General features: G+C 43.0%; 18 protein-coding genes and 1 pseudogene. 10 read left to right on the top strand and 9 right to left on the bottom strand.

Translation table 11 applies throughout. From position 1 onward, the window contains the following. The first annotated feature begins 130 nt into the window (after positions 1–130). A complete protein-coding gene (locus tag FDF36_RS10560) occupies positions 131–484 on the top strand; it encodes a hypothetical protein (protein ID WP_005821863.1) in 354 nt (117 codons plus the stop codon). A gap of 184 nt (positions 485–668) precedes the next feature. On the opposite strand, the gene FDF36_RS10555 is transcribed toward FDF36_RS10560, so the two are convergent. Continuing rightward, positions 669–1,775, bottom strand: coding sequence for a type II toxin-antitoxin system HipA family toxin (locus FDF36_RS10555; protein WP_220391306.1), 1,107 nt, complete (start codon positions 1,773–1,775; stop codon positions 669–671). Further along, a complete protein-coding gene (locus tag FDF36_RS10550; RefSeq protein ID WP_220391305.1) occupies positions 1,768–2,094 on the bottom strand; it encodes a helix-turn-helix domain-containing protein in 327 nt (108 codons plus the stop codon). Before FDF36_RS10550 ends, FDF36_RS10555 begins: the two co-directional genes overlap by 8 nt. A 548-nt stretch (positions 2,095–2,642) precedes the next feature. Here FDF36_RS10550 and FDF36_RS10545 point away from each other — a divergent pair. Continuing rightward, positions 2,643–3,425, top strand: a pseudogene (locus FDF36_RS10545) (tyrosine-type recombinase/integrase). Between the two features lie 134 nt (positions 3,426–3,559). Here the strand turns inward: FDF36_RS10545 and FDF36_RS10540 are convergent. The 5 genes from FDF36_RS10540 to FDF36_RS10520 all read right to left on the bottom strand — a co-directional run bounded on the left by FDF36_RS10540 (position 3,560) and on the right by FDF36_RS10520 (position 8,192). Continuing rightward, positions 3,560–3,802 (bottom strand): hypothetical protein, encoded by a 243-nt coding sequence (locus tag FDF36_RS10540; RefSeq protein ID WP_220391304.1) that lies wholly within the window; start codon positions 3,800–3,802, stop codon positions 3,560–3,562. A gap of 131 nt (positions 3,803–3,933) precedes the next feature. Beyond that, complete coding sequence (locus tag FDF36_RS10535) at positions 3,934–4,356, bottom strand: GNAT family N-acetyltransferase (RefSeq protein ID WP_005821870.1); 423 nt, start codon at positions 4,354–4,356, stop codon at positions 3,934–3,936. A gap of 64 nt (positions 4,357–4,420) precedes the next feature. After that, a complete protein-coding gene (locus FDF36_RS10530) occupies positions 4,421–4,999 on the bottom strand; it encodes a Crp/Fnr family transcriptional regulator (protein WP_220391303.1) in 579 nt (192 codons plus the stop codon). Positions 5,000–5,816: 817 nt separating this feature from the next. Next, a complete protein-coding gene (locus FDF36_RS10525; RefSeq protein ID WP_005781477.1) occupies positions 5,817–6,944 on the bottom strand; it encodes an AAA family ATPase in 1,128 nt (375 codons plus the stop codon). Between the two features lie 198 nt (positions 6,945–7,142). Next, complete coding sequence (locus FDF36_RS10520) at positions 7,143–8,192, bottom strand: DUF2027 domain-containing protein (RefSeq protein ID WP_220391302.1); 1,050 nt, start codon at positions 8,190–8,192, stop codon at positions 7,143–7,145. An 80-nt stretch (positions 8,193–8,272) separates the two neighbouring features. Between FDF36_RS10520 and FDF36_RS10515 the strand changes: the two genes are divergently transcribed. After that, positions 8,273–9,493: an S-adenosylmethionine:tRNA ribosyltransferase-isomerase gene (locus FDF36_RS10515; protein WP_220391521.1), complete on the top strand. Its 1,221-nt coding sequence runs from the start codon at positions 8,273–8,275 to the stop codon at positions 9,491–9,493. A gap of 3 nt (positions 9,494–9,496) precedes the next feature. Continuing rightward, positions 9,497–10,027, top strand: a complete 531-nt coding sequence (locus FDF36_RS10510) for an NUDIX hydrolase (protein WP_220391301.1) — start codon at positions 9,497–9,499, stop codon at positions 10,025–10,027. A 119-nt stretch (positions 10,028–10,146) separates the two neighbouring features. Here FDF36_RS10510 and FDF36_RS10505 read toward each other — a convergent pair whose 3' ends face one another. Continuing rightward, a complete protein-coding gene (locus FDF36_RS10505) occupies positions 10,147–10,689 on the bottom strand; it encodes a glutathione peroxidase (protein WP_220391300.1) in 543 nt (180 codons plus the stop codon). Between the two features lie 62 nt (positions 10,690–10,751). Next, complete coding sequence (locus FDF36_RS10500) at positions 10,752–13,097, bottom strand: GH92 family glycosyl hydrolase (protein ID WP_220391299.1); 2,346 nt, start codon at positions 13,095–13,097, stop codon at positions 10,752–10,754. A 178-nt stretch (positions 13,098–13,275) separates the two neighbouring features. Here FDF36_RS10500 and FDF36_RS10495 point away from each other — a divergent pair, with 178 nt between their 5' ends. The 6 genes from FDF36_RS10495 (at position 13,276) to hydE (ending at position 22,947) form a co-directional block, all read left to right on the top strand. Next, positions 13,276–17,595 carry a CusA/CzcA family heavy metal efflux RND transporter gene (locus FDF36_RS10495; RefSeq protein WP_220391298.1) on the top strand — a complete coding sequence of 1,440 codons (4,320 nt, stop codon included), beginning with the start codon at positions 13,276–13,278 and terminating at the stop codon, positions 17,593–17,595. Between the two features lie 22 nt (positions 17,596–17,617). Further along, complete coding sequence (locus tag FDF36_RS10490; protein ID WP_220391297.1) at positions 17,618–18,505, top strand: efflux RND transporter periplasmic adaptor subunit; 888 nt, start codon at positions 17,618–17,620, stop codon at positions 18,503–18,505. Between the two features lie 28 nt (positions 18,506–18,533). Continuing rightward, entirely contained in the window at positions 18,534–19,595 is a 1,062-nt protein-coding gene (locus tag FDF36_RS10485; RefSeq protein WP_220391296.1) for a sensor histidine kinase, read from the top strand. Further along, a complete protein-coding gene (locus FDF36_RS10480; protein WP_005798355.1) occupies positions 19,592–20,371 on the top strand; it encodes a LytR/AlgR family response regulator transcription factor in 780 nt (259 codons plus the stop codon). Before FDF36_RS10485 ends, FDF36_RS10480 begins: the two co-directional genes overlap by 4 nt. An 88-nt stretch (positions 20,372–20,459) precedes the next feature. Continuing rightward, positions 20,460–21,929 (top strand): 4Fe-4S dicluster domain-containing protein, encoded by a 1,470-nt coding sequence (locus FDF36_RS10475; RefSeq protein WP_005798358.1) that lies wholly within the window; start codon positions 20,460–20,462, stop codon positions 21,927–21,929. Continuing rightward, on the top strand, positions 21,910–22,947 hold the full coding sequence (gene hydE / locus FDF36_RS10470) for a [FeFe] hydrogenase H-cluster radical SAM maturase HydE (RefSeq protein WP_220391295.1): 1,038 nt from the start codon (positions 21,910–21,912) through the stop codon (positions 22,945–22,947). The genes FDF36_RS10475 and hydE overlap by 20 nt, the downstream gene beginning before the upstream one ends.

Genomic DNA, 22,947 nt, shown 5'->3' with positions numbered 1-22,947 from the left:
TGTATATTTGCATAGGTAAAAAGAAAAAGCTAAGAGCTTAACAATTGTTTTTAATAGGTATTAGGGTCCTTATGATAAGGATAAGGACAAAGATTAGTTTTCAGGAATAACAATTAAAAAAGTAGGTATTATGAGAAGATTAGGATTAACATTAGTAGCAGCACTCTGTCTTGCTGCCACCACATTTGCAGCAGAAAATCAACCTACAGTTGCAAAATGGGAAGGTAACATCAATGTGAATAAATTGGGTAAATACCTGAATTTATCTTCTGTACAGGCAGAAGAAGTAGCCAACATTTGTAACTACTTTGACGAACAGATGGGAAGAGCCACCACTGCCAAAAAGAACAAGGATACCCTGGTTCGTAACGCTGTCTACGGAAATCTGAAGTTGATGAAAAAAACGTTGACGGATGCACAGTACACGAAGTATACTACAATACTGAATATGACTTTGAAGAACAAGGGCATCGAAGTAAAGTAGGAACTTGATTGATGAATAAAAGGATAAAAGACCGGTGTCGTCGAATGAACTGACACCGGTCTTTTATTTTTATACCAATCACCGACAACCGCGAAGAGGGTTAGCACTATATTCCACTCAGCAAGATCGAAGAACGATAGTCAACACACTATCTACTCCATATACAGCAAACAATACAAGCTAATTATCTTAATTTGTATTTTACCATCTTTTTCGCAGTACATTTTTCTATCAGTTCTTCAATTGCCTGATTTACATACTGTTTAGATAATCCTATTTCATTTGCCAACGTAATAATATCTGCAAGCTTCGGTTCTCCTTTACCATTTATAGTTGTAGTATGATAGCCATTAAATCCGCTACTTGGCAAAATGTCATATGCAGGCGAAAGTTTCCATTCTCCATCAATCCATTGAAACGAGAAGTTTTTAGCATGATCATCTCGGTTGAAAATAAGGACATTAAATACCATCAAACGAAACATTTCTGCGACCTGCTCCATGTCCTTAGTAAGGTTCAGTGTCAACTTTAATAGTAGAGAGTAGTCAAGGCTCGGTATCCTATAATTAGCGTGTAGCAATCCGGCAGCACTTATAGTATGAATTTTACCTTGAGGGGTTCGGTCAAATCGTTCTACTCCAAAATAGCGACCATTAACCAAGCGAGTTTCTGCCATTCGTATTCCACACTCTTTAGCAAGTATTGAGTAGTTATATTCTATTTCTCCCACATTAACAGGATCACTTGTTGCTTTAAACTTCACGAGCCACTCACGACCATCTATCTTAGCAAACACTTTCGGTCGAGCCCCACCGGATGAACCTCCATATTTATAAAGCAAATCGACAGAGCCATCACTCTCCTTGCTTTCAAGTATCTTTTCAACCTCTTTGGACAAACGGTCAAAATCAAGAAACTCATCGTCTGTGACTATGCTTTTATCTGGTCGATATTCCAATGCTCCACGTCCGGTAGAACCAATGAGCGACAGCCGTTCTAAAACATTGAGTTTATATGGATTTATTCCTTTTTCCTGTAGATAACGATCAAGCAAAAGATTCCCCCAACCGTCAGGTAAACTATCATCGAACACTCCGAAATTTCCTCCGAAAGGGTCTCGCTTAGCCATTATCAGACCTGACTTTAATGGCAGATAGAACGGAGATATTGAAAATCCGCTTTTTATCCAATCCGCATCGTATTCAAAGCCACACAACCCTTCGGGTGTAAGGGCCATTCGTCCTACGCGTCTATCTGATATAAGAATCTCTATTATCGAAATACTACTCATTTCTATTCCCTCTCTTTCTTTGTTTTGGTTGTTCCGCTTTTAATATATCATCAAGACTTTGATATGCCTTTCTACTGAAAAGATTTTCAAATTCATCCGTCATCTCCAATGCAAAAGCAAGCATTACTAATGAACGCAGAGATATTTCTCCAGATGTCTCAAAACGCCTGTAAGAGGCCAAGGAAACCCCTGCCTTTGTTGCAAGCATATTTTGCGTCCATCCCTTTTCCAATCGCCTTTGCTTAACGCGCTGAGCAATACCCGACATTAAAGAGTCGGGTGTTTTATTTATAAGCGATAAAATATAAGCATCTATCATATATTTATTGGTATTACTGCTAAAATATGAGTACTTACAAAGTTAATCATAAATTCACGGTCTCCAAATCAAAAATCAAAGAATAATCATTCTGTAGACATTAAATAGCTTCTTTTTTCTTTTGTCAGTGTATCGGTCATTTCTATAAAAAACAGCTGTAATTATCCAAATATATGAAATATTATTGTTTATTATTTCATGTTTCATTAAGATAAAATCTTAAAATAGTATTTGAAATCCTGTTTGCTATATTTAGGGCTGGGAAATTAATGTTATAGGATCTTGTTGTTAACATTTATTATAGGAGTTTCCCTAATTTCTATTTATAATGATTTTATGCCCAGTTTTTGTTTTTGGAAAGCTATATAGTCTTTATTTTTAATATGTTATCTTCTTGATTGTGTTTTTTCTGTTTTTTACCCATTTGAAATTAACATCTAAACTACTCAAAACCAATATTCAAAAAGCTTTAAAACGTTTATATTTCCGTTCAAAAGAGGATATATAGACTATCGTAAGCAATTCCGCTTGCGGGTAATCCTAAAATTATGTATAATTATTCAAAAGACGGTATCATGGTCTCTACGGTACTTGATGCACGTACAGCCAACAAAGAAGGTAAATATCCTGTTAAAATCAAGGTTTACTATCAAAGAAGGCCCAAGTATTATTCTATTGGTATCTGCATGACGAAAGAAGAGTGGAGCAAGCTGCCGGATAGCAAATCTTCTGAAAGCAGGAAAATCAGATAAGCCATTGAAAGCAGTTTTTCTTTGGTTCGTATGAATGTTGAAGCTCTAGCAGAAAAGGAACATTCTCTTTCAATACGCTCGATTTGCGTTTAGGAAAGGCTACCGGTGACACCCTGAACAGTGTGCCATACGTGCTAAGATCGAGAAACTGAGAAACGAAGAAAGAATCGGTACTATGCAGTTCTACCAAAGTACATTAGTAAGAGATACGTGCGGTTGTTTCCCCCAATTAGAGGCAATAATTGGCAAGTGGGGAAACAAGCCATTACCCGATAATTATATATTTCCCTATATGAAAGGGAATCAGACAACCATAGAGCGTAAAGCGATTGTATGCGATGTTGTCAAGCGAATCAACAAGCATATGGAGTTGATAGGTGAAGAATTGGGTATCGGCAATATCACCACATGCACCGCAAGACACTCATACGCTACCGTATTGAAACGAAGCGGAGCCAACATCTCTTATATAAGGAATCCTTGGGACATACCGACCTGAGGACTACGGAAGCATATCTGGCGAGTTTCGAGAAAGAGGAACGAACTAAGAACCCTAACCTTCTTACCTCGTTTTTGTAGCCTACGGCCTGCTATATGGAGTTATCCTTGCCAGTTACCCAATTTCCCTTACTCAGTGTTGCTGAAACTGTTCGGGGTATTTAATACGCCATTCGACAATGCGCATTTCATTATTTAGTAATCCTATTGCTTCATCAATTAAATGCAAATAGGGCATTTTTTTCTTGCTCAAACCACACACGATACGATTTAAGCCGATGCAAACCAAAGGAGAAATAACGAAGTAAAACGCTATAATCCTGTTCGTTGAAACTGAAATCAGCTAAATGTGTAGCCAATTCTTCAATAGCTTCTGCAAATTCGGACGCAGAAACTTTACGCTGCAAATATTCCGACAATAGACGGAAAAATCTCTGTTGTAATAATTGTTTTATCATAAATTAAAACAGAGTTTAAGTAAGCGATAGATACACTTATTTAAGCTCTGCAATGATTTTTCGTAAACCATTTCATTCAAATGGAATATTACATCTTTAATTAAAGGAATCTGTTTATAATTGAACAGAAACTACAACTGCATGTGTAAAATAGGATATTCTTTACCTTCTCCGTCTAAATTTGACCTTTTGTATATGTTAAAGCCTATATATTTATAAAAACCTACAGCCTGAATATTCTGCTCGTTCACATCGACTTTTGTTACTTGTAAATTATCTATGGCATAAGTAATTAAATTTTTCCCAATTCCTGTGCCTCGATAATTATTGTCTACAAATAACATTTCAAGATTTCCTTCTGCAATTCCCATAAATCCGATTAAGGTTCCCTCTTGTTCAAATCCGAATAGAGTGACATGCTGAAAATATACTGGAAGTTGTTCCTTATAGTATAGAAAATCTTCCTCTTTAAGAAAATCGTGTGTACTCAATACTGCACTTTCCCAAATTTCCATCAAACGTGGATAGTCTGTAATTTTAATTTTTCTAATCATAATTGTTATTGCTATTCAAAACCACAAAGTTCGGGATTCATACATTCAAAGCACTGAACCTAAGTTAAAAAATACGTTTGCGGATTCGGCTTAGAGCCTGTGGTGTGATACCCAAATAAGAAGCTATATCTTTTAGTGGTATATAGTTTAACGTAATGCCATATTCTTCAATCATCCGTAGATAATACTGTTCAGGAGAATATTTAATCAAGTCGATATTTCTTTTCAAGAGTTTATTCAACAATATAGCATTCAATTCTTCAAATACAGTTTTCACCTTAGGGATAGCAGTATATAGTTCATTTACTTGTTTCTTGTCTATTCGGTAAATAACACTATCTACAATTGTTTGCACATTAAATGCAGACTTTGTTTGTAATATAAAAGATATGTTTGACATTGAAAACGTACCCTCTTTACAAAACCAAAAAACTTGTTCTTCTCCTTTATGATTAAAAAGCCAACAACGTAATATCCCGTCAAAAACGAAATAACTATACCTTTCTGTTTCTCCTTCCTTAATTAAAAATGTACCTTTACTAATCAATATCCGTTCAAAATATTGGTCAAATAACTTAGATTCCTCTAAATTAAAAGTATTGATGCTAAGATTAAATTCTTTAAGTAGTTTTTCTAAAAGCATAATCTAAATGCAATTCATAATATACTTACTCATTTGATATATTCACTATTACTTCTGTTCTCCTTATTTAACTTTTCATATTCAGTGAGATATATTTTCAGCGACAAAGATATAAATTAATATTCACTGAATATATTTTTCAGAAGTTTTCATAGTCGTTTTTTATATTTTTGATTATCAAGAAACTAAAGTATCTATGTGTTGCTCTGTTTTCGATTTCATACTTTTAGCTATCTTTCTTAGAATACTTTTGTTACTTCTGAAAAAGATAGAATCTTTGTGATGGAGTTATTTGAGGAATGAAAGAACACTGAAAACAAAGGCAGTTAACACGTTGTTAAACCGTTACCCTTTTCAAAACACTTTTTCATAAATCACTGTATTAAAATAAAATACATCATAACACAATAGTACCAGCGACGGTGTGGCGACTGATTGCCAACACTTGCTGGAGTGACATAGGGGCAAAAGGAAGGTATCTGATAGCGGCACTGAATAAGGCAAAAGGAAATAAACGGATAGGGCAAATCCCCTGTGTATAGTTGACAAAAAAGCAAGTATATTGGCTCTATACTGCAGAGACCTTCAGTGAGGCTAAAAGTAAAAATCAAACTTAACAAGCTGAAATACAAACTATTCAAAGTTAAAAACATCTGTCAGTAAAAGCTTTGTTTTAACACAGAGTTAAAGTTTATTCTTTGAATGCAAATAACAAGTGTTTTAAATGCAAAAGGCTTGTTATTTGCACACAAGAATAAAATAAACGGAAATTGACATTAACATTGTTAAACAGCCGGTTTTCCCCTTACAATTCAGCTCAACAATACTCCCTCTTAAACCAAAGTTCGAATACAGGATCAGAAAACACATACAGTTCCCCCTCCTTCTCAATAAAATCACGTTCGGTCAGCATGCGTTTGTTGCGGGTGATGGTTTGTGCACTTCCCAATTCATATTTCCGCACTACAGGAATAGAATTGAAGCGGTATTCACCATTGGCTACGGCACGTAACATGGCAGTTTGCGCAGCGGTCAGATTTTCAGTATCATTCATGAACATAGGCATATTGGTATCTATCAATTGCCGGGTACGCATTTCAATGGTTTCGTCAGTCACTTTGTCGGAAGTGCCACTCCAGACGAAGTAACACAACTGTTGCAGATACCATGAATGGCACTTCACGATGTCACACAGCTGTTCGGCTTGCTCTTTGCTGATTTCTTTATTCGTCCGCTTGAAGGCATTGACGATAAAAGGTACCCACTCCTCCTTCTTAATCTTTTGCAGGAATAGTACCTGCCCGAAACGATAGAAAGGATTGGATGAGTTGTTGAAAATATCCAGCATCATGTGTCGTTTGCTTCCGTAGAAGCAATAAGATACTTGTTGCTGTTTTTGCCAGACAGAACGCATTTTACCTTCCAGATCTCTGTAGCCGGATAGTTGTGCCAGTTGTTGAAATTCGTCGATGCAGACTATCAGCCGTATGCTTTTGGCTATGGCTATCTTTTCGGGCAATTTCAGTATTTCCATAACATCCCTTTCTTCCAATTCGAATTTCAAGTCAAAAGACATCGTATCGGTAGGGGTGCTTTTCAGCGTGATACTGGGTGAAACAGTTTTCAAAAAGTGTCTTACATCTTCCAATCGTTTTTCAAGCGTAGATGCAGCGCAAGCGATGACTTCACGGGCAAAGATCCGGTAGAACTCGGATTCGGTCTTGATACTGAATGCATCGATATAACAGACACGAACCTGTTTATCTTCATGCATCAACTCGTCCATCGCTACTTTGACAAGTGAAGATTTTCCCCAACGACGTGGAGAGATGAGCATTACGTTAATACCCGAACCTAACAACTCTTTCAGTTGTTTGCGTTCTTCTACCCGGTTGACAAAATTCTCTTTATCGACCAGTGTACCATACTGAAAAGGTGATTTCATAAGCTGTTTCCTTCTTTATCATAGAACAAAGATACAAATTATACATCAATGTATAATACATCAATGTATAATTTTAGTAATTATCCACATTTCTTTCATCCTTCCACCCGTTTACACTGCATCAATTCACTTAATTTCCTTTTTTGTCACCTCTCTAATTTCAGAAACACGCACATCCCAATAACAGGCATAGAAGCATCATTTAATGGTCACCATCGTCGCTCCGAAACCATATTCCTGGAAAGAAGCATCCTGATAGCGGCAATTACTATATTTTCGCTTTAATTCATCAATCAATGCTTTACGAAGCACTCCGTCACCTTTGCCATGAATGAAAACTATTTTTTGTTCACGTTTGGTTTTGTACTTCTCCATCACTTCACGGAATTTATCCAACTGATAATTCAGTATCTCGGCATTCCCCATGCCACGTGTGTCATCCAGCAGCTCGTTGATGTGCAAGTCCACTTCAAGAATTTCATTCTTTCCACCACGTTTCACAATCGGTTGTGACTTAGGTTTATCCACTTCTTTCTTCCGGATCAGTACAGACTGCAGTTCCTCAGCCGAAACAAATACCTGACGGGTAGGAACATCGTCTTTCACAATATCATAAACCAAAGCCGGCTGTTCAAAGAAGTCCGACTCACGGAATGTATGCAGCTTATAGAACTTCACCGTATCGATACGCAGCTCCACACAAACCGCAGGTTTCAAAGGTGCTGTCCGTCCATCTTTAAAAGTAATGAACTGAACAGCTACATGCTCCATTTCATTCAGCATATCTTTAGTAAACTCTTCCAACAAAAGCTTCGTATTGGGTTCCACCAGTCCATGTGAACGGGTTTTCCAAGCCTTTCCTTCGGCACTCTGATACGTATAATACAAATAATAATTGCTGTCATTTACCAAATAAGCCTCAAACGAAGTACTGCTGATAGCTTTCACGTCTTCGGGCACATAAGCCAGAAAAACATTTAAAACATCACCACCCCGCACTTCGGCCGAACGAACTACCGGAATCTCAGGCTTTACCGGTTTGACGGGTTCTTCGGGTTTCTTTGGCGCAGGAGCAGCCTTCCGGGTCATATTATAATCATCCGTATCGATCACCACACACTCGCGTATCTGCATCGGGATATCAAATCCATCAGCATCTTCCACCAATACAATATCTTTTCCCCGGAATCCTTTTACGATTCCTCCGCCCACCTCACTGAGGAAGCGCACTTTATCACCTATTTTCATCGTTCTGTTTACAATTTACCATTTACAATCTACAAATTAAGGCAAATATAACTACTTTTGTCGTCGCAAAGAAAGAAATGATGAAAGAAAACCCGAAACATATCCGTATTAGCGAATACAATTATCCATTGCCGGATGAACGCATCGCTAAATTCCCGTTGCCTATGCGGGACCAGTCTAAGTTACTTATTTACCGTCACGGCGAAGTCAGCGAAGATGTATTCACCTCCTTACCGAAACACTTGCCTACCGGAAGTCTGATGATATTCAACAATACCAAGGTTATTCAGGCGCGACTCCATTTCCGCAAAGAGACAGGAGCGCTCATCGAGGTATTTTGCCTGGAACCCATTCAGCCCAACGACTATGTACTCAATTTCCAGCAAACGGAACATGCGGCGTGGCTTTGCATGATCGGTAACCTGAAAAAATGGAAAGACGGTCCGTTACGTCGTGAAATGACTGTAAAAGGATTCCCCATCACCCTGACGGCTACTCGTGGCGAGTGTCGTGGAACCAGTCATTGGATAGATTTCAACTGGGATAATCCGGAAGTCACCTTTGCCGATATTCTCGAAGTATTCGGCGAGTTACCCATCCCTCCATATCTCAACCGGGATACGGAAGAAAGTGATAAAGAGACCTATCAGACAGTCTATTCAAAAATAAAAGGCTCGGTGGCCGCTCCTACGGCAGGTTTACATTTCACCCCTCGTGTACTGGATGCCCTGACCGAAAAAGGGATCGACCTCGAGGAACTGACCCTCCATGTTGGCGCCGGTACTTTTAAACCGGTAAAAAGTGAAGAGATAGAGGGGCACGAAATGCATACGGAATATATATCCGTATCACGCAGTATTATCAAAAAGCTGATAGACCACGACGCTTGTGCCATTGCCGTAGGAACAACTTCCGTACGTACCCTTGAAAGTCTCTACCACATCGGTGTAACGCTGGCCAACAACCCGGAAGCTACGGAAGAACAATTGCATGTAAAACAGTGGCAACCTTACGAAACGGAATGTGACGTACGCCCTGTTGTAGCTTTACAGAAGATATTAGGTTATCTCGACCGTCACGGTATGGAAGCATTGCACACCAGTACACAAATTATTATTGCTCCGGGGTACGAATACAAAATAGTCAAAGCAATGGTTACCAATTTTCATCAGCCACAGAGCACCCTGCTATTATTGGTCTCGGCATTTGTCAAAGGGAACTGGCGTACAATTTACGACTATGCACTCAGCCACGATTTCCGCTTCCTGAGCTACGGCGATTCATCCTTATTAATACCTTAAGATATGCAAAGCGATAATAATCAGGAAATGTTTCCCATCGTAGACGAACAGGGAACTATTACAGGAGCTGCTACACGCGGCGAATGCCATAGCGGAAGCAAGCTATTGCATCCGGTTGTCCATCTGCACGTATTTAACTCAAAAGGTGAACTTTACTTGCAGAAACGCCCTGAATGGAAGGATATACAGCCGGGCAAATGGGATACCGCCGTAGGCGGACACATCGATCTGGGAGAGAGTGTAGAAATAGCTTTAAAGAGAGAGGTCGCCGAAGAATTAGACATCACAGACTTCACACCAGAACTCCTGACAAGCTATGTCTTTGAGTCTGCCCGTGAACGGGAATTAGTCTTTGTGCATAAAACGGTGTACGACGGAGAAATACATCCCAGCGATGAATTAGATGGCGGACGTTTCTGGAGCTATGAAGAAATCAAAACGAATTTAGGAAAAGGTGTCTTCACACCGAACTTTGAAAGTGAAATAGAAAAAGTAGGGATTTTCTCTTCCACTTCCCCAAAAGAGGCTGTGTAGAAACTCTTTTCACTACGAAGTAACACAGAGTAGCACAGAGTCTTTTTATTAATAATCAACAACTTAAAATCGTCTCTGTGTTACTCTGTGTCCTCTGTGGTGAGTTTTGACACATTAAATCACTTCTTTTCTATCCAACTGATAATAGTCTCAGAAAAAGGACTTTCTTTAGGAGCTGCGAAACCGGCCCAATTTCCATTCTCGTCAATCATAAACTTCTGAAAATTCCACTGTACGGGCGCATCCTGCTTCCCGTTCAGCTTCTTCTCAGTCAGCCACTGATAAAGTGGAGCCATATCTTTACCCTTTACCGAAATCTTGGCCATCATCGGGAAAGTAACATCATAGTTTACCGAACAAAATTTGGCGATCTCTTCGTTTGTCCCCGGCTCTTGTCCCATGAAGTTATTGGCAGGAAAGCCGATAATCATAAAGTTCTGATCTTTATATTGATCATACAACTCCTGCAACTCTGCATATTGCGGAGTCAGTCCACACTTGGAGGCGACATTCACTACCAGCACCTTCTTGCCTTTCAGACCTGACAGTGGATACTCTTTGCCATCTATGGTCTTCACAGTGAAGTCATAGAATGATTTATTCTGAGCAGCCATCGACAGTGAAAGTACCAAGGCTGCTACGAAAGAAAAAAATGCTTTCATATCTTATTATTTGGTTTATCAAATAATTAACAAGCAGCCCCGGCAGAATGTTTGAAAGCAGCCTACTCTTCAGACATGGAATAAGGTTTAGCTTCTTTTGCAAGCCCCCTCCTCTTATTCGGAGAAGCAGCCATATCAAACTCAAGTGTTCCTCCTGCCAAAAGGTCAGCATGAGTAATATACATCTTATCGTAAACCTTTCCGTTCAGCTTCACCTGCCGGACATAGCAATTACGATCGCTCACCTTTGGCGCTTTTATTTCGAAAGTGCGGCCATTGGGCAGATTCATACGGATATACGGCAGATAAGGTGCTCCCAATACATATTGGTCAGTACCCGGGCAAACCGGATAAAATCCCATTGCCGTAAACAGATACCAGGCAGACATCTGCCCGCAATCATCATTGCCGCCCAGGCCGTCAATATCATTTTTATACATCCGGTTCATGACCGTCCGCAGCCAGTATTGCGTCTTCCAGGGTTGGGAAGTCCAAGCATACAGATACGGAATGTGATGACTGGGCTCGTTGCCATGTACATACCCTCCCACCAGACTTACTTCAGCGATATCTTCATTCTTTTCGTAATATTTGCGGGGAAGTGCCATTGAGAACAGTGTATCCAACCGACTGACAAATCTCTTCTCACCTCCCATCAGACGAATCAATCCGGCCACATCATGAGGCACGTGGAAAGAGAAATTCCATGAATTTCCTTCTATAAATCCTTCCCCATAAGTCTGCATTGCATCAAATTCTTTCCTGAACTCTCCGTTACTATAACGGGGACGGGCAAAACCAGACGAAGTGTCGAAAACATTCCGGTAATTATCCGCCCTTTTCTTATAAAGATCGGCCAACTGGTCGTCTCCGGCCAACAGAGCCGTCCGGTAAATAGTCCAATCGTCATAGGCGTATTCCAATGTGGTGGAAGCAGCCGTCCCACTTTGATCGAAAGGTACATAGCCCAGTCTTTTATAAGCTTCAACTCCTTCGTAATAAGGAACATTAGCCGTATGATCCATTGCCTTCAACGCCTCCCGGACAGATATATCCGCTCCTTTGGCAACCGCATCAGCCAAAGCAGACACTGCATGATAACCGCTCATACACCAGCCTTCATTGCCCATCAGGCTCCAAACCGGCAACATGCCATGTACACTTTGCTGCTGATGACGGATCATAGACTGCACCATGTCCGTATTTTGCCGGGGTTTTAGCAAGTTCAAGAAAGGGTGCTCCGCACGATATGTATCCCATAATGAGAAAATAGTATAATTGGTAAATCCTTCGGAAATATGGATATTATGATCGAGTCCACGATACCGACCGTCTACATCCATATAAACAGACGGGTTAATCATGGTATGATACAATGAAGTATAAAACATGGCCAACTGATCGGGAGTTCCTTTGGCTTCGAGTACATCCAACTCACGATTCCATGCAGAATTTGCCTCGGCAACCAATTGATTGAAAGTTTTTCCGGCAGCCTCTGCCTGTAAATTCTTTACTGCACCTTCTGTGCTCACAGCTGAAAGAGCGACTTTTATCACTAACTCCGGATTCTGCCGGGTATCGAAATTAAAGTAAGCCACCAGCTTCCGACCGGTCATTTCCGGAAAATTACGGTCGGTATTAAACCGTCGCCAAAAACCTTTATACAGAGCTTTCCCTTTATCCGTATACCCATAATCCTTGATGGGCTGAGACAAAGAGATGGCAAAATATGTGTAATTGGTACGTGCCCATCCGTTCGTTATACGATAGCCCGTCAGTAATGTATCATTTTCCACACGTAAATTAGCCCATAGAGTTTTTCCATCATAGTTGTAGATTCCGTGTATCAGGTCAAGAATGATGTGTCCGTCCGCATTATCGGGAAAAGTATATTTATGTATTCCTACCCGTTGAGTAGCTGTCAGTTGTGCCTTTATACCATAATCAGCAAGCTCCACTTCATAATACCCCGGACGAGCAACCTCCGTGTCATGACTGAAACGGGAACGGTATCCCTCGTCAGGAGTACCGGCTCTTCCGGGATTCAACTTCAGTTGACCTGTGGCGGGCATAATCAAAACATCACCCAGATCCGAATGCCCCGTACCACTCAGATGGGTATGGCTGAATCCCACAATCGTTGGATCATAGTACTGATATCCGGCACAATATTCATACGCATTTTTTTGATAAGTTCCATCTATGTTGTGAGGAATCGTATCTGTATCCGGACTTAACTGTACAAGTCCGAACGGAGCACAGGCACCGGGAAAAGTATGCCCCATACCATTGGTTCCGATGATCGGGTTGACAAATGCACATACATCCGGCACTTCTGCCGTCTGCTGGGCCATCACTGTCGTAAATGCCGGAAGGAATGCCAGCAAGGAAAGTACTTTTTTCTTCATAATCTTATCTTTGTGATGTGTTGTTGATATGCAAAGATAGTTTTTTTCAGCTATTCCAATTCACTTCATCTCCACATTTTGACATTTCACCGGTCAATCTATCCGCCTCACAGTTTTCCGTTAACAATGAATATCCCGGCAACTTACCTTTGTACCGACATTCAAACACTTAAAGACTATGTTTAAAGCCATTGTACGTTTTTCCATAAAAAAGAAATTATTTGTAGGACTTACTACACTCTTCCTTCTTATCGGAGGCATATATGCAATGTTGACTCTGCCGATCGATGCCGTACCGGACATCACCAACAATCAGGTACAGATCGTAACAGTCTCTCCCACACTTGCCCCTCAGGAAGTGGAACAACTAATCACGATGCCCATCGAAATTGCCATGAGCAATATCATGAACGTGGAAGATATTCGTTCGGTAAGTCGCTTCGGACTGTCGGTGGTAACAGTCGTATTTAAAGAAAGCGTACCGACCCTCGATGCCCGGCAGTTAATTAACGAACAGATTCAATCGGTAACCGGAGAAATCCCACCAGAGCTGGGCATGCCGGAAATGATGCCCATCACTACCGGATTAGGAGAGATCTATCAGTACATCCTGAAAGTAGAACCCGGCTACGAAGATAAATATGATGCCATGGAACTGCGCACCATTCAAGACTGGATGGTAAAACGCCAGTTATCCGGTATACCGGGTATTGTAGAAATCAACAGTTTTGGCGGCTATCTGAAGCAATATGAAGTAGCCGTTGACCCGGATGCCCTTTTTTCATTGAACATCACCATCGGCGAAGTATTCGAAGCGCTGAGCAAAAACAACCAGAACACCGGAGGAAGCTACATCGAAAAAGCCAAAAGCGCTTATTACATCCGTTCGGAGGGCATGATCAGCCGCACTAAAGACATCGAGCAGATTGTAGTCGCCAACCGCAACGGCATCCCGGTACACATCAGCGATGTGGGTACTGTCCGTTTTGGAGCGCCCAAACGTTTTGGGGCAATGACCAAAGACGGAGAAGGAGAATGTGTGGGAGGTATCGCCATGATGTTGAAAGGGGCCAATGCCAATGTAGTCACACAAGAGCTGGAAAAACGGGTAGAAAAAATACAGAAACTATTGCCCGAAGGAGTAAGAATAGAGCCGTATCTGAACCGTTCGGAACTGGTAAACCGGAATATCTCTACCGTAGTGCACAACCTGATTGAAGGAGCTATTATCGTATTTGTGGTACTTATCATCTTTTTGGGTAACATACGTGCCGGACTTATCGTAGCTTCAGTCATTCCTCTGGCTATGCTCTTTGCATTCATCCTTATGCGTGTTTTCGGAGTGACAGCCAATCTGATGAGCCTCGGCGCCATTGATTTCGGTATCGTAGTAGACGGTTCCATCGTGATAGTAGAAGGCATACTTGCCCACCTATACAGCAATAAACTGAAAGGACGCACTTTATCGGGAACCGAAATGGACGAAGAAGTGGAGAAAGGTGCTTCGGGTGTGGTACGTTCGGCCACATTCGCCGTATTCATCATCCTGATCGTATTCTTCCCCATACTGACACTGAGCGGGATCGAAGGAAAATATTTTACTCCGATGGCAAAGACATTGGTATTCTGCATTATCGGCGCACTGCTTCTCTCTCTGACTTATGTACCCATGATGGCTTCTCTTTTTTTAAAACACACCATTATGGTAAAACCTACATTTGCAGACCGTTTCTTTGAAAAACTCAATGTCATATATCAACGGTGCCTGCATTTCTGCCTCCGCTTCAAATGGCAAACAGTCACTGTGGCCTTCGCTGCCTTAATCGGTTCTTTTCTGCTTTTCGGACGACTGGGAGCTGAGTTTATCCCTACTTTGGACGAAGGGGACTTTGCCATGCAAATGACATTACCGGCCGGCAGCTCACTCTCGGAGAGCATCGAAGTTTCCAATCAGGCCGAAAAATTATTGATGGACCGGTTCCCGGAAATCAAACATGTCGTCGCCAAGATAGGTACAGCCGAGGTCCCCACCGATCCAATGGCAGTAGAAGATGCCGATGTAATGATTGTGATGAAACCCTTTAAAGAATGGACCTCTGCATCGAACCGGGCGGAAATGGTAGAAAAGATGAAAGAAGCCCTCCAGCCCCTGGAAAATCGTGCAGAGTTCAACTTCTCACAACCCATCCAGTTACGTTTCAATGAACTGATGACCGGAGCCAAAGCCGATATAGCTGTCAAGTTATATGGTGAGGATACTCACGAACTTTACGCAAAGGCGAAAGAAGCCGCTCGCTTCGTCGAGCAAGTTCCGGGTGCCTCCGATGTCATTGTCGAACAGACTATGGGACTGCCCCAACTGGTAGTGAAATACAACCGCGGAAAAATAGCCCGATACGGCATTAATATCGAAGAATTGAATACGATGATCCGTACAGCCTATGCAGGTGAAGTAAGTGGTGTCGTATTCGAAAATGAAAGAAGATTCGATTTAGTAGTACGCCTTGATCAGGAAAAAGTGGCGGACCTCAACCTCGACAAACTCTTCATACGCACTTCGGAAGGCGTACAGATTCCTGTCAGCGAAGTGGCAAGCATCGACTTGGTGAACGGACCGCTCCAGATCAACCGCGATGCCACCAAACGCCGCATCGTAATCGGAGTCAACGTACGTGATGCCGATATTCAGCAGGTAGTATCGGAAATACAACAGACACTGGACAAGAATATCAAGTTAAAACCCGGATATTACTTTGAATACGGAGGACAGTTTGAGAATTTACAGAATGCTATCCGTACACTAACCATTGTAATACCGGTAGCTTTGATGCTGATTCTACTGATTCTGTTCTTCGCTTTCAAGAATGTGACCTATACGCTGATGGTATTCTCTACAGTACCATTATCACTGATAGGCGGCATTCTGGCACTCTGGTTACGCGGGCTTCCGTTCAGTATCTCAGCAGGAGTAGGATTCATCGCTTTGTTTGGCGTAGCGGTACTAAATGGGATCCTGATGATCAATCACTTCAACGATTTAAGAAAACAAAATAAATATGCCATGACCACCAATCAGATTATAAAAAGAGGGACACCTCACCTGCTACGTCCGGTATTTCTCACCGGATTGGTAGCCTCACTGGGCTTCGTACCAATGGCCATCGCCACATCTGCCGGAGCAGAAGTACAACGCCCTCTGGCAACAGTTGTAATCGGAGGATTGATTCTATCCACTATATTAACGTTGATTATCCTTCCGGTCTTTTATAAAATAGTCAATGCGGCAAGTGCCGGTTGGAAACAGCCTAAGAGACGGTTGCATCTGTTCATCCTGCTACCGGCACTTCTGCTGAGTGCCACCGCCACGGCACAGGCCCCACAAACCGTCAGCCTGGAACAAGCGATAGAGATAGCCAAGCAAAACCACCCAAGACTGAAGATAGCCACAACGGCCATCCGGCAGGCACAAGCCGGATGGGGAGACATTGTAGAAGCGACTCCCACCACATTCAACTATTCGTGGGGACAGTTGAATGGTGAAAATAAGAAAGATAAGGAAATAGCTTTCGAACAGAATCTGGGTTCATTGTTGACGCCGTTTTACAAAAATGTACTTGTCAACCGACAAGTACAAACAAACACTTACTACCGCCAAATGGTCGAAAAGGAGATTACGGCAGAAGTAAAACGCGCATGGGCCTATTATCAGTATGCCTCCGGAATATCTTCACTCTATCACGATCAGGATCGGATGGCTGCCGATTTAAGGCGTATCGGTGAGTTGAGATACGAACAGGGAGAAATCACCTTATTGGAAAAAAACATGATGACTACACTGGCAGCCGATTTACACAATCGACTCTTCCAGGCACAAGAAGAGAAAAAAGTAGCTTTGGCCCGCTTCCAATGGAGTTGTTATGCAGATGCACCGATTACACCGAAAGATACGATGATGACGCTCTTCCCCACCGATTGCGAACAGAGAAGCATCTCCGAAGCCCATCTCGGATTCTTCAACAGCCAAGCTTCCGAAGCACGGGCGGCCCTGAATGTAGAACGCAGCCGTTTCTTTCCGGAATTAAGTATCGGATACAGCCGCCAGGATATTTTGCCACTGAAAAATCTAAATGCCTGGATGGTGGGTGTATCCTTCCCGATCTACTTCCTGCCACAAAAAAGTCGGATCAAACAAGCGAAATTAGCAGTTTCGGCGGCACAAATACAGGCCGAAGCCAACATCCGAGAATTGAACAATAAAATAACAGAGTTGAGTGCTGCCTTGCGACGTTACGAAGAAAGTCTCCGGTTCTATACTTCGTCGGCACTCAAAGAGGCGGACGAACTGGTAAAAACAGCCAATCTGCAATTGCAACACAGCGAAACCGGTATTGCGGAATTTATCCAGTCGATCAGTGCTGCCCGTGAAATACGCAAAGGCTATATCGAAACTATATATCAATACAACATAGCTTCTTTAGAATACGAACTTTATCAATAACCTGTTGAAACATAAAAAGAATATGAAAAAAATATTTTATCCGGTCCTCTTATTGGTTCTTGCGGCATGCAAAAACCCTGAACAGACATCCGAAACCATAGTTCCGACTCCTGCTATTGCCGACATCCCGACTGATACTGTTACGACCCAAGTAGACGGAATAACATCGGCTACTTCAAAACCCAATCAAGTATCTTTCAACGGCACCATTGTATTGCCTCCCCAACGTCAAGCTACGGTGGCCCTCACTATGGGAGGAGTAGTGAGACACACCTCACTCTTACCGGGGCAACAAGTACGGCAAGGTGCCCTGCTGGCAACACTCGAGAACCCCGACTTCATCGCACTGCAACAAACCTATCTCGACAGCCACGCCCAAGCAGAATATCTGCAGGCCGAATATGAACGGCAAAAAACTCTCTCGACCGAGCAAGCCGCTTCGCAAAAGAAGTTTCAACAGAGCAAAGCAGACTATCTGTCAATGAAAAGCAAGCTGGAAGCTACGGCAGCACAACTTACCCTATTGGGCATCGTCCCGGAAGAGTTACTGAAAAGCGGCATTCAGCCCTTGTTACAGGTAAAGGCTCCCATCAATGGTTATATCAGCGATGTGGCAATGAATATCGGTAAATACATCCAACCGGGTGAAGCACTTTGTGAGGTCATCGACAAATCAGCTCCCCTGCTTTGCCTGACAACTTATGAAAAAGACCTGGCGGACATGAAAGTAGGCAGTCCCGTCCAGTTTCGGGTCAACGGTATGGGCAAAACAGTGTTCAAGGCTACCCTGGTCTCCATCGGTCAGAAAGTGGATGAAGTAAGCCGTTCGCTCGAAGTATATGCCCGTATCGACGATGTCAACCGACAGTTCCGTCCCGGCATGTATGTAACGGCGAGAATACAAAAATAATCCGGTGTATTGTCTTATCTTTGTCCCCATGAAACGAATCCGAGCTATATACAACGATAAATACCTCCTATCCACCATCATCATCTCGTTGGCGGTGGCGGTACTTATCCATTTTCCCGAATCAGTCTCTCTTTTTGACGGATTTGAGAGTCATACCCTTTTTCCCGGGATGAAATTCGCTGATGTAGCCAACGAAGTCCTCTTTACTTTCTTGTCATTGCTGATTCTGTTTGCAGTCAACACCCGACTGTTTCATTTCAATCAGACCTCAATGAAAATCACATGGCAAAAGATTATTCTCTCTTTTGTACTGACCTGGATATTGAGCAATTTCCTGGGACAATGCTTTGTATATTTGCACAAGACATTTGATATTCCCGCTATAGATGCCATGGTGCACCACTACCTGCATCCATTACGCGATTTCATTATGTCCTGCCTGGTGACCAGCAGTTGCTATATCATCTACCTGATTCGTCGCCAACAGCAAGTAATCGTTGAAAACGAACAATTAAAAGCAGAAAACATACGCAACCAGTTCGAAGTGCTGAAAAACCAACTGAACCCACACATGCTTTTCAATTCGCTCAATACACTGCGTTCGCTCGTTCGTGAAAATCAAGACCGGGCACAAGATTACATCCAGGAACTGTCACGCGTACTACGATACACATTGCAAGGCAACGAGTCGCAATGCGTCACTCTACGTGAAGAAATGGACTTTGTGTCAGCCTACATCTTTCTCCTTAAAATGCGTTTTGAAGATAATCTGCGATTCGAGATCAATATAACTCATAATTCCGAAGAGTATTTGCTTCCCCCCATGTCCATACAAATGCTGATTGAAAATGCCGTAAAGCATAATGAGATCAGCAACCGCCGTCCTCTTACCATCACAATCGCGACCGATTCGGAGGAGGGACTCCTGGTGAGCAATCCCATACAGTCTAAACTGACAGCTACAACCGGTACCGGCATTGGGCTGGTCAATCTCGACAAACGCTATCGCCTCTTGTTCCGACAAGAAATACAAATCACAGAAGACAGAAACTTCACCGTTCGTATACCCCTCATCCGGAAAGACCTATGAAAGCAATCATCATTGAAGACGAAAAAGCAGCGGTACGAAACCTGACTTCACTACTCGGCGAAGTCTGCCCGCAAATAGAAATCGTAACGGAACTCGACAGTATCGCCGATACCATCGAGTGGTTCACCGATCATTCAATGCCCGATCTGGTATTTATGGATATCCACTTGGCAGACGGGTCGGCATTTGAGATCTTCGAACACGTCCACATCACCTGCCCCATTATTTTCACTACTGCCTATGACGAATATGCCTTACGGGCTTTCAAAGTCAACAGCATCGATTATTTACTGAAACCTATCGGAAGACAGGATATAGAACAGGCATTAGAAAAACTGACCCTGTTCAGTTCCGGCAATTCCAAACCTACCGGTCCGGAAACAAACGAACTTGTGAACCTGATGCGTATGTTAAAAAAGCAGGAAAGCTATAAAACCCATTTCCTGATTCCGATAAAAGGCGATAAACTGCTCCCCGTTTCGGTTGATATGATCCTGTTGTTCTACATCAGAGATTGCCAGGTGAAAGCTGTTCTGACAGACGGGACGGAATATTCATTCCCACAAACCCTCGACGAATTGACCGAATGTCTGGACCCGACACTCTTTTTCCGGGCCAACCGCCAATATCTCCTTTCACGGGAAGCCATCAAGGATATAGACCTCTGGTTCAACAGTCGTCTTTCCATCAATCTTCGTCATTCGGTATCAGGAGAGAAGATTTTAGTCAGTAAAGCACGTGTAGCTGAATTTAAAGAGTGGTTCAGCGTTAAATAATTAAGGAATAAAAAACAAATATTAATGCACGCTTGCAGAATACTTCTACAAGCCGTATCTTTGTAACCCTAATTCTAAATACTCAAATATGGCTTTCACCAACAACGTAATGATTGTGCGCCACAAGTTGCTGGCAAAATTGGTAAATCTCTGGAAAGAGAACAAATTAACGAATGAAATTGACAGACTTCCCATTGAACTGAGCCCTCGCCGTTCACGCCCGCTCGGACGCTGCTGTATCCACAAAGAGCGTGCTGTATACAAATATAAACTTTTCCCCTTGTTGGGTTTCGATATGACAGACGAAACGGACGAGCTCACTCCACTTTCGGAATACGCACGCCAGGCGTTGGAACGTAAAAACAAACAGAAAGAAAATATACTCTGCGTCATCGATGAAGCTTGTTCATCTTGCGTACAGGTTAACTATGAGGTGACCAACCTCTGCCGTGGTTGTGTAGCCCGCAGTTGCTATATGAACTGCCCCAAGGATGCCATCCGCTTCCGAAAAAACGGACAGGCAAAGATTGACCACGACGCTTGTATCAGTTGCGGGAAGTGCCATCAAAGCTGTCCGTACCACGCCATCGTATTCATTCCGGTTCCTTGCGAAGAAGCCTGTCCCGTGAAAGCTATCAGCAAAGACGAGAACGGCATCGAACATATTGATGAAAGCAAATGTATCTACTGTGGCAAGTGCCTCAATGCTTGTCCTTTCGGAGCCATTTTCGAGATTTCCCAGGCTTTTGATGTCCTTGAAGGCATCCGCAGCGGTGAAAAGATGATAGCGATACCTGCTCCCTCTATACTCGGACAATTCAATACATCCATCGAAGCAGTATACGGAGCGCTTCGCCAGATGGGATTTGCCGATGTAGTCGAAGTGGCACAGGGAGCTATGGACACCGTAAGTCACGAAGCTGCCGAACTGAAAGAGAAACTGGAAGAGGGACAGCCGTTCATGACAACCTCTTGCTGCCCGTCTTACATCGAATTAGTGAACAAGCACATACCAGGAATGAAGCCTTATGTTTCTTCTACGGGATCCCCGATGTATTATGCCGCCCGCATCGCCAAGGAACGCCACCCGGATGCAAAGATCGTGTTTATCGGCCCGTGTGTGGCCAAACGTAAGGAAGCCCGCCGCGATGAATGTGTGGACTATATACTTACCTTTGAGGAAATGGCTTCGATCTTTGAGGGACTGGACATCCAACTTGAACAGACACAGCCATTCTCAGTACTCTATACTTCGGTACGCGAAGCACACGGTTTTGCTCAGGCAGGTGGTGTGATGGGAGCTATTAAGGCCTACTTAGGCGAAGAGGCTAAGAAATTCTCCGCCATCCAGGTCTCGGACCTGAACAAGAAAAACATAGGCTTGCTGCGTGCTGCTGCCAAAACAGGCAAAGCACAAGGACAGTTCATTGAAGTCATGGCCTGCGAAGGCGGATGTATCAGCGGCCCCAGTGCCCATAATGACGCTATCGGTGGACGCCGGCAGTTGAACCAGGAACTGATAAAACGCCGTGAATCGTATGAAGAAACTCATAGATAAATTAAGGGAGGAGCGCACCCTCACCTCCGAAGAGTTCGCACACCTGTTGTCGCACTATGATGATGAAGCCTTGGCATACATCAATCAGCAGGCACGGGAAGTAGCGACCGCACACTTCGGACAGGGAGTCTACATACGCGGACTGATCGAAATAAGTAATTATTGCCGGAATAACTGCAACTATTGCGGTATCCGGAAAGACAATTGGCGAGCCGATCGCTACCGACTCAGTAAGGAGATGATTTGGGATTGTTGCGAACATGGCTACAAACTCGGATTCCGCTCATTCGTTCTCCAGGGAGGCGAAGATCCGAAACGGTCGGACAATGACATGGAGGAGATCATTGCGGAAATCCGCCGGCGATATCCCGAATGTGCCATCACGCTGTCTATCGGTGAAAAACCGACGAAAGCTTACGAACGCTATTTTATGAAAGGCGCCAATCGGTATCTGTTACGCCACGAAACATTCAACAGAGGGCATTACTACTGTCTGCACCCCTATGAAATGTCCAACGAAAGACGTATCAAATGCCTCCAGGAACTCAAACGAATCGGTTTCCAGACCGGAACAGGCATCATGGTAGGGACTCCTCATCAAAGAGTGGAATTTTTGATAGAGGATATACGTTTTATCGAAAACTTCCAACCGGAAATGATTGGTATCGGACCTTTTATCCCCCATCAGCGAACCCCGTTCTGTGACGAAAAAGCAGGTAGTGTAGAGCTGACCTTGTTACTGCTCTCTATCTTCAGGCTGATGCATCCCAAGGCACTGATCCCTTCGACAACTGCGTTGGCAAGCCTGGCACCGGACGGCAGAATACGGGGCATTCTTGCCGGCGCCAATGTGGTCATGCCCAATCTGTCGCCTATCATTGTGAGAAACAAATATAACCTGTACGACCAGAAAGTAGCTTTCGGTGCCGAAGCGGCCGAAGGACTGGCCTTATTGGAAAAGCAACTGACAGCGGTCGGATATCACATCGACTACAGCCGGGGAGATTATAACAACTAA

It is taken from the genome of Bacteroides fragilis (assembly GCF_019583405.1).
GTDB classification, from domain to species: Bacteria; Bacteroidota; Bacteroidia; order Bacteroidales; family Bacteroidaceae; genus Bacteroides; species Bacteroides fragilis_B.
This window is presented reverse-complemented; position numbering and strand designations above follow the sequence as displayed.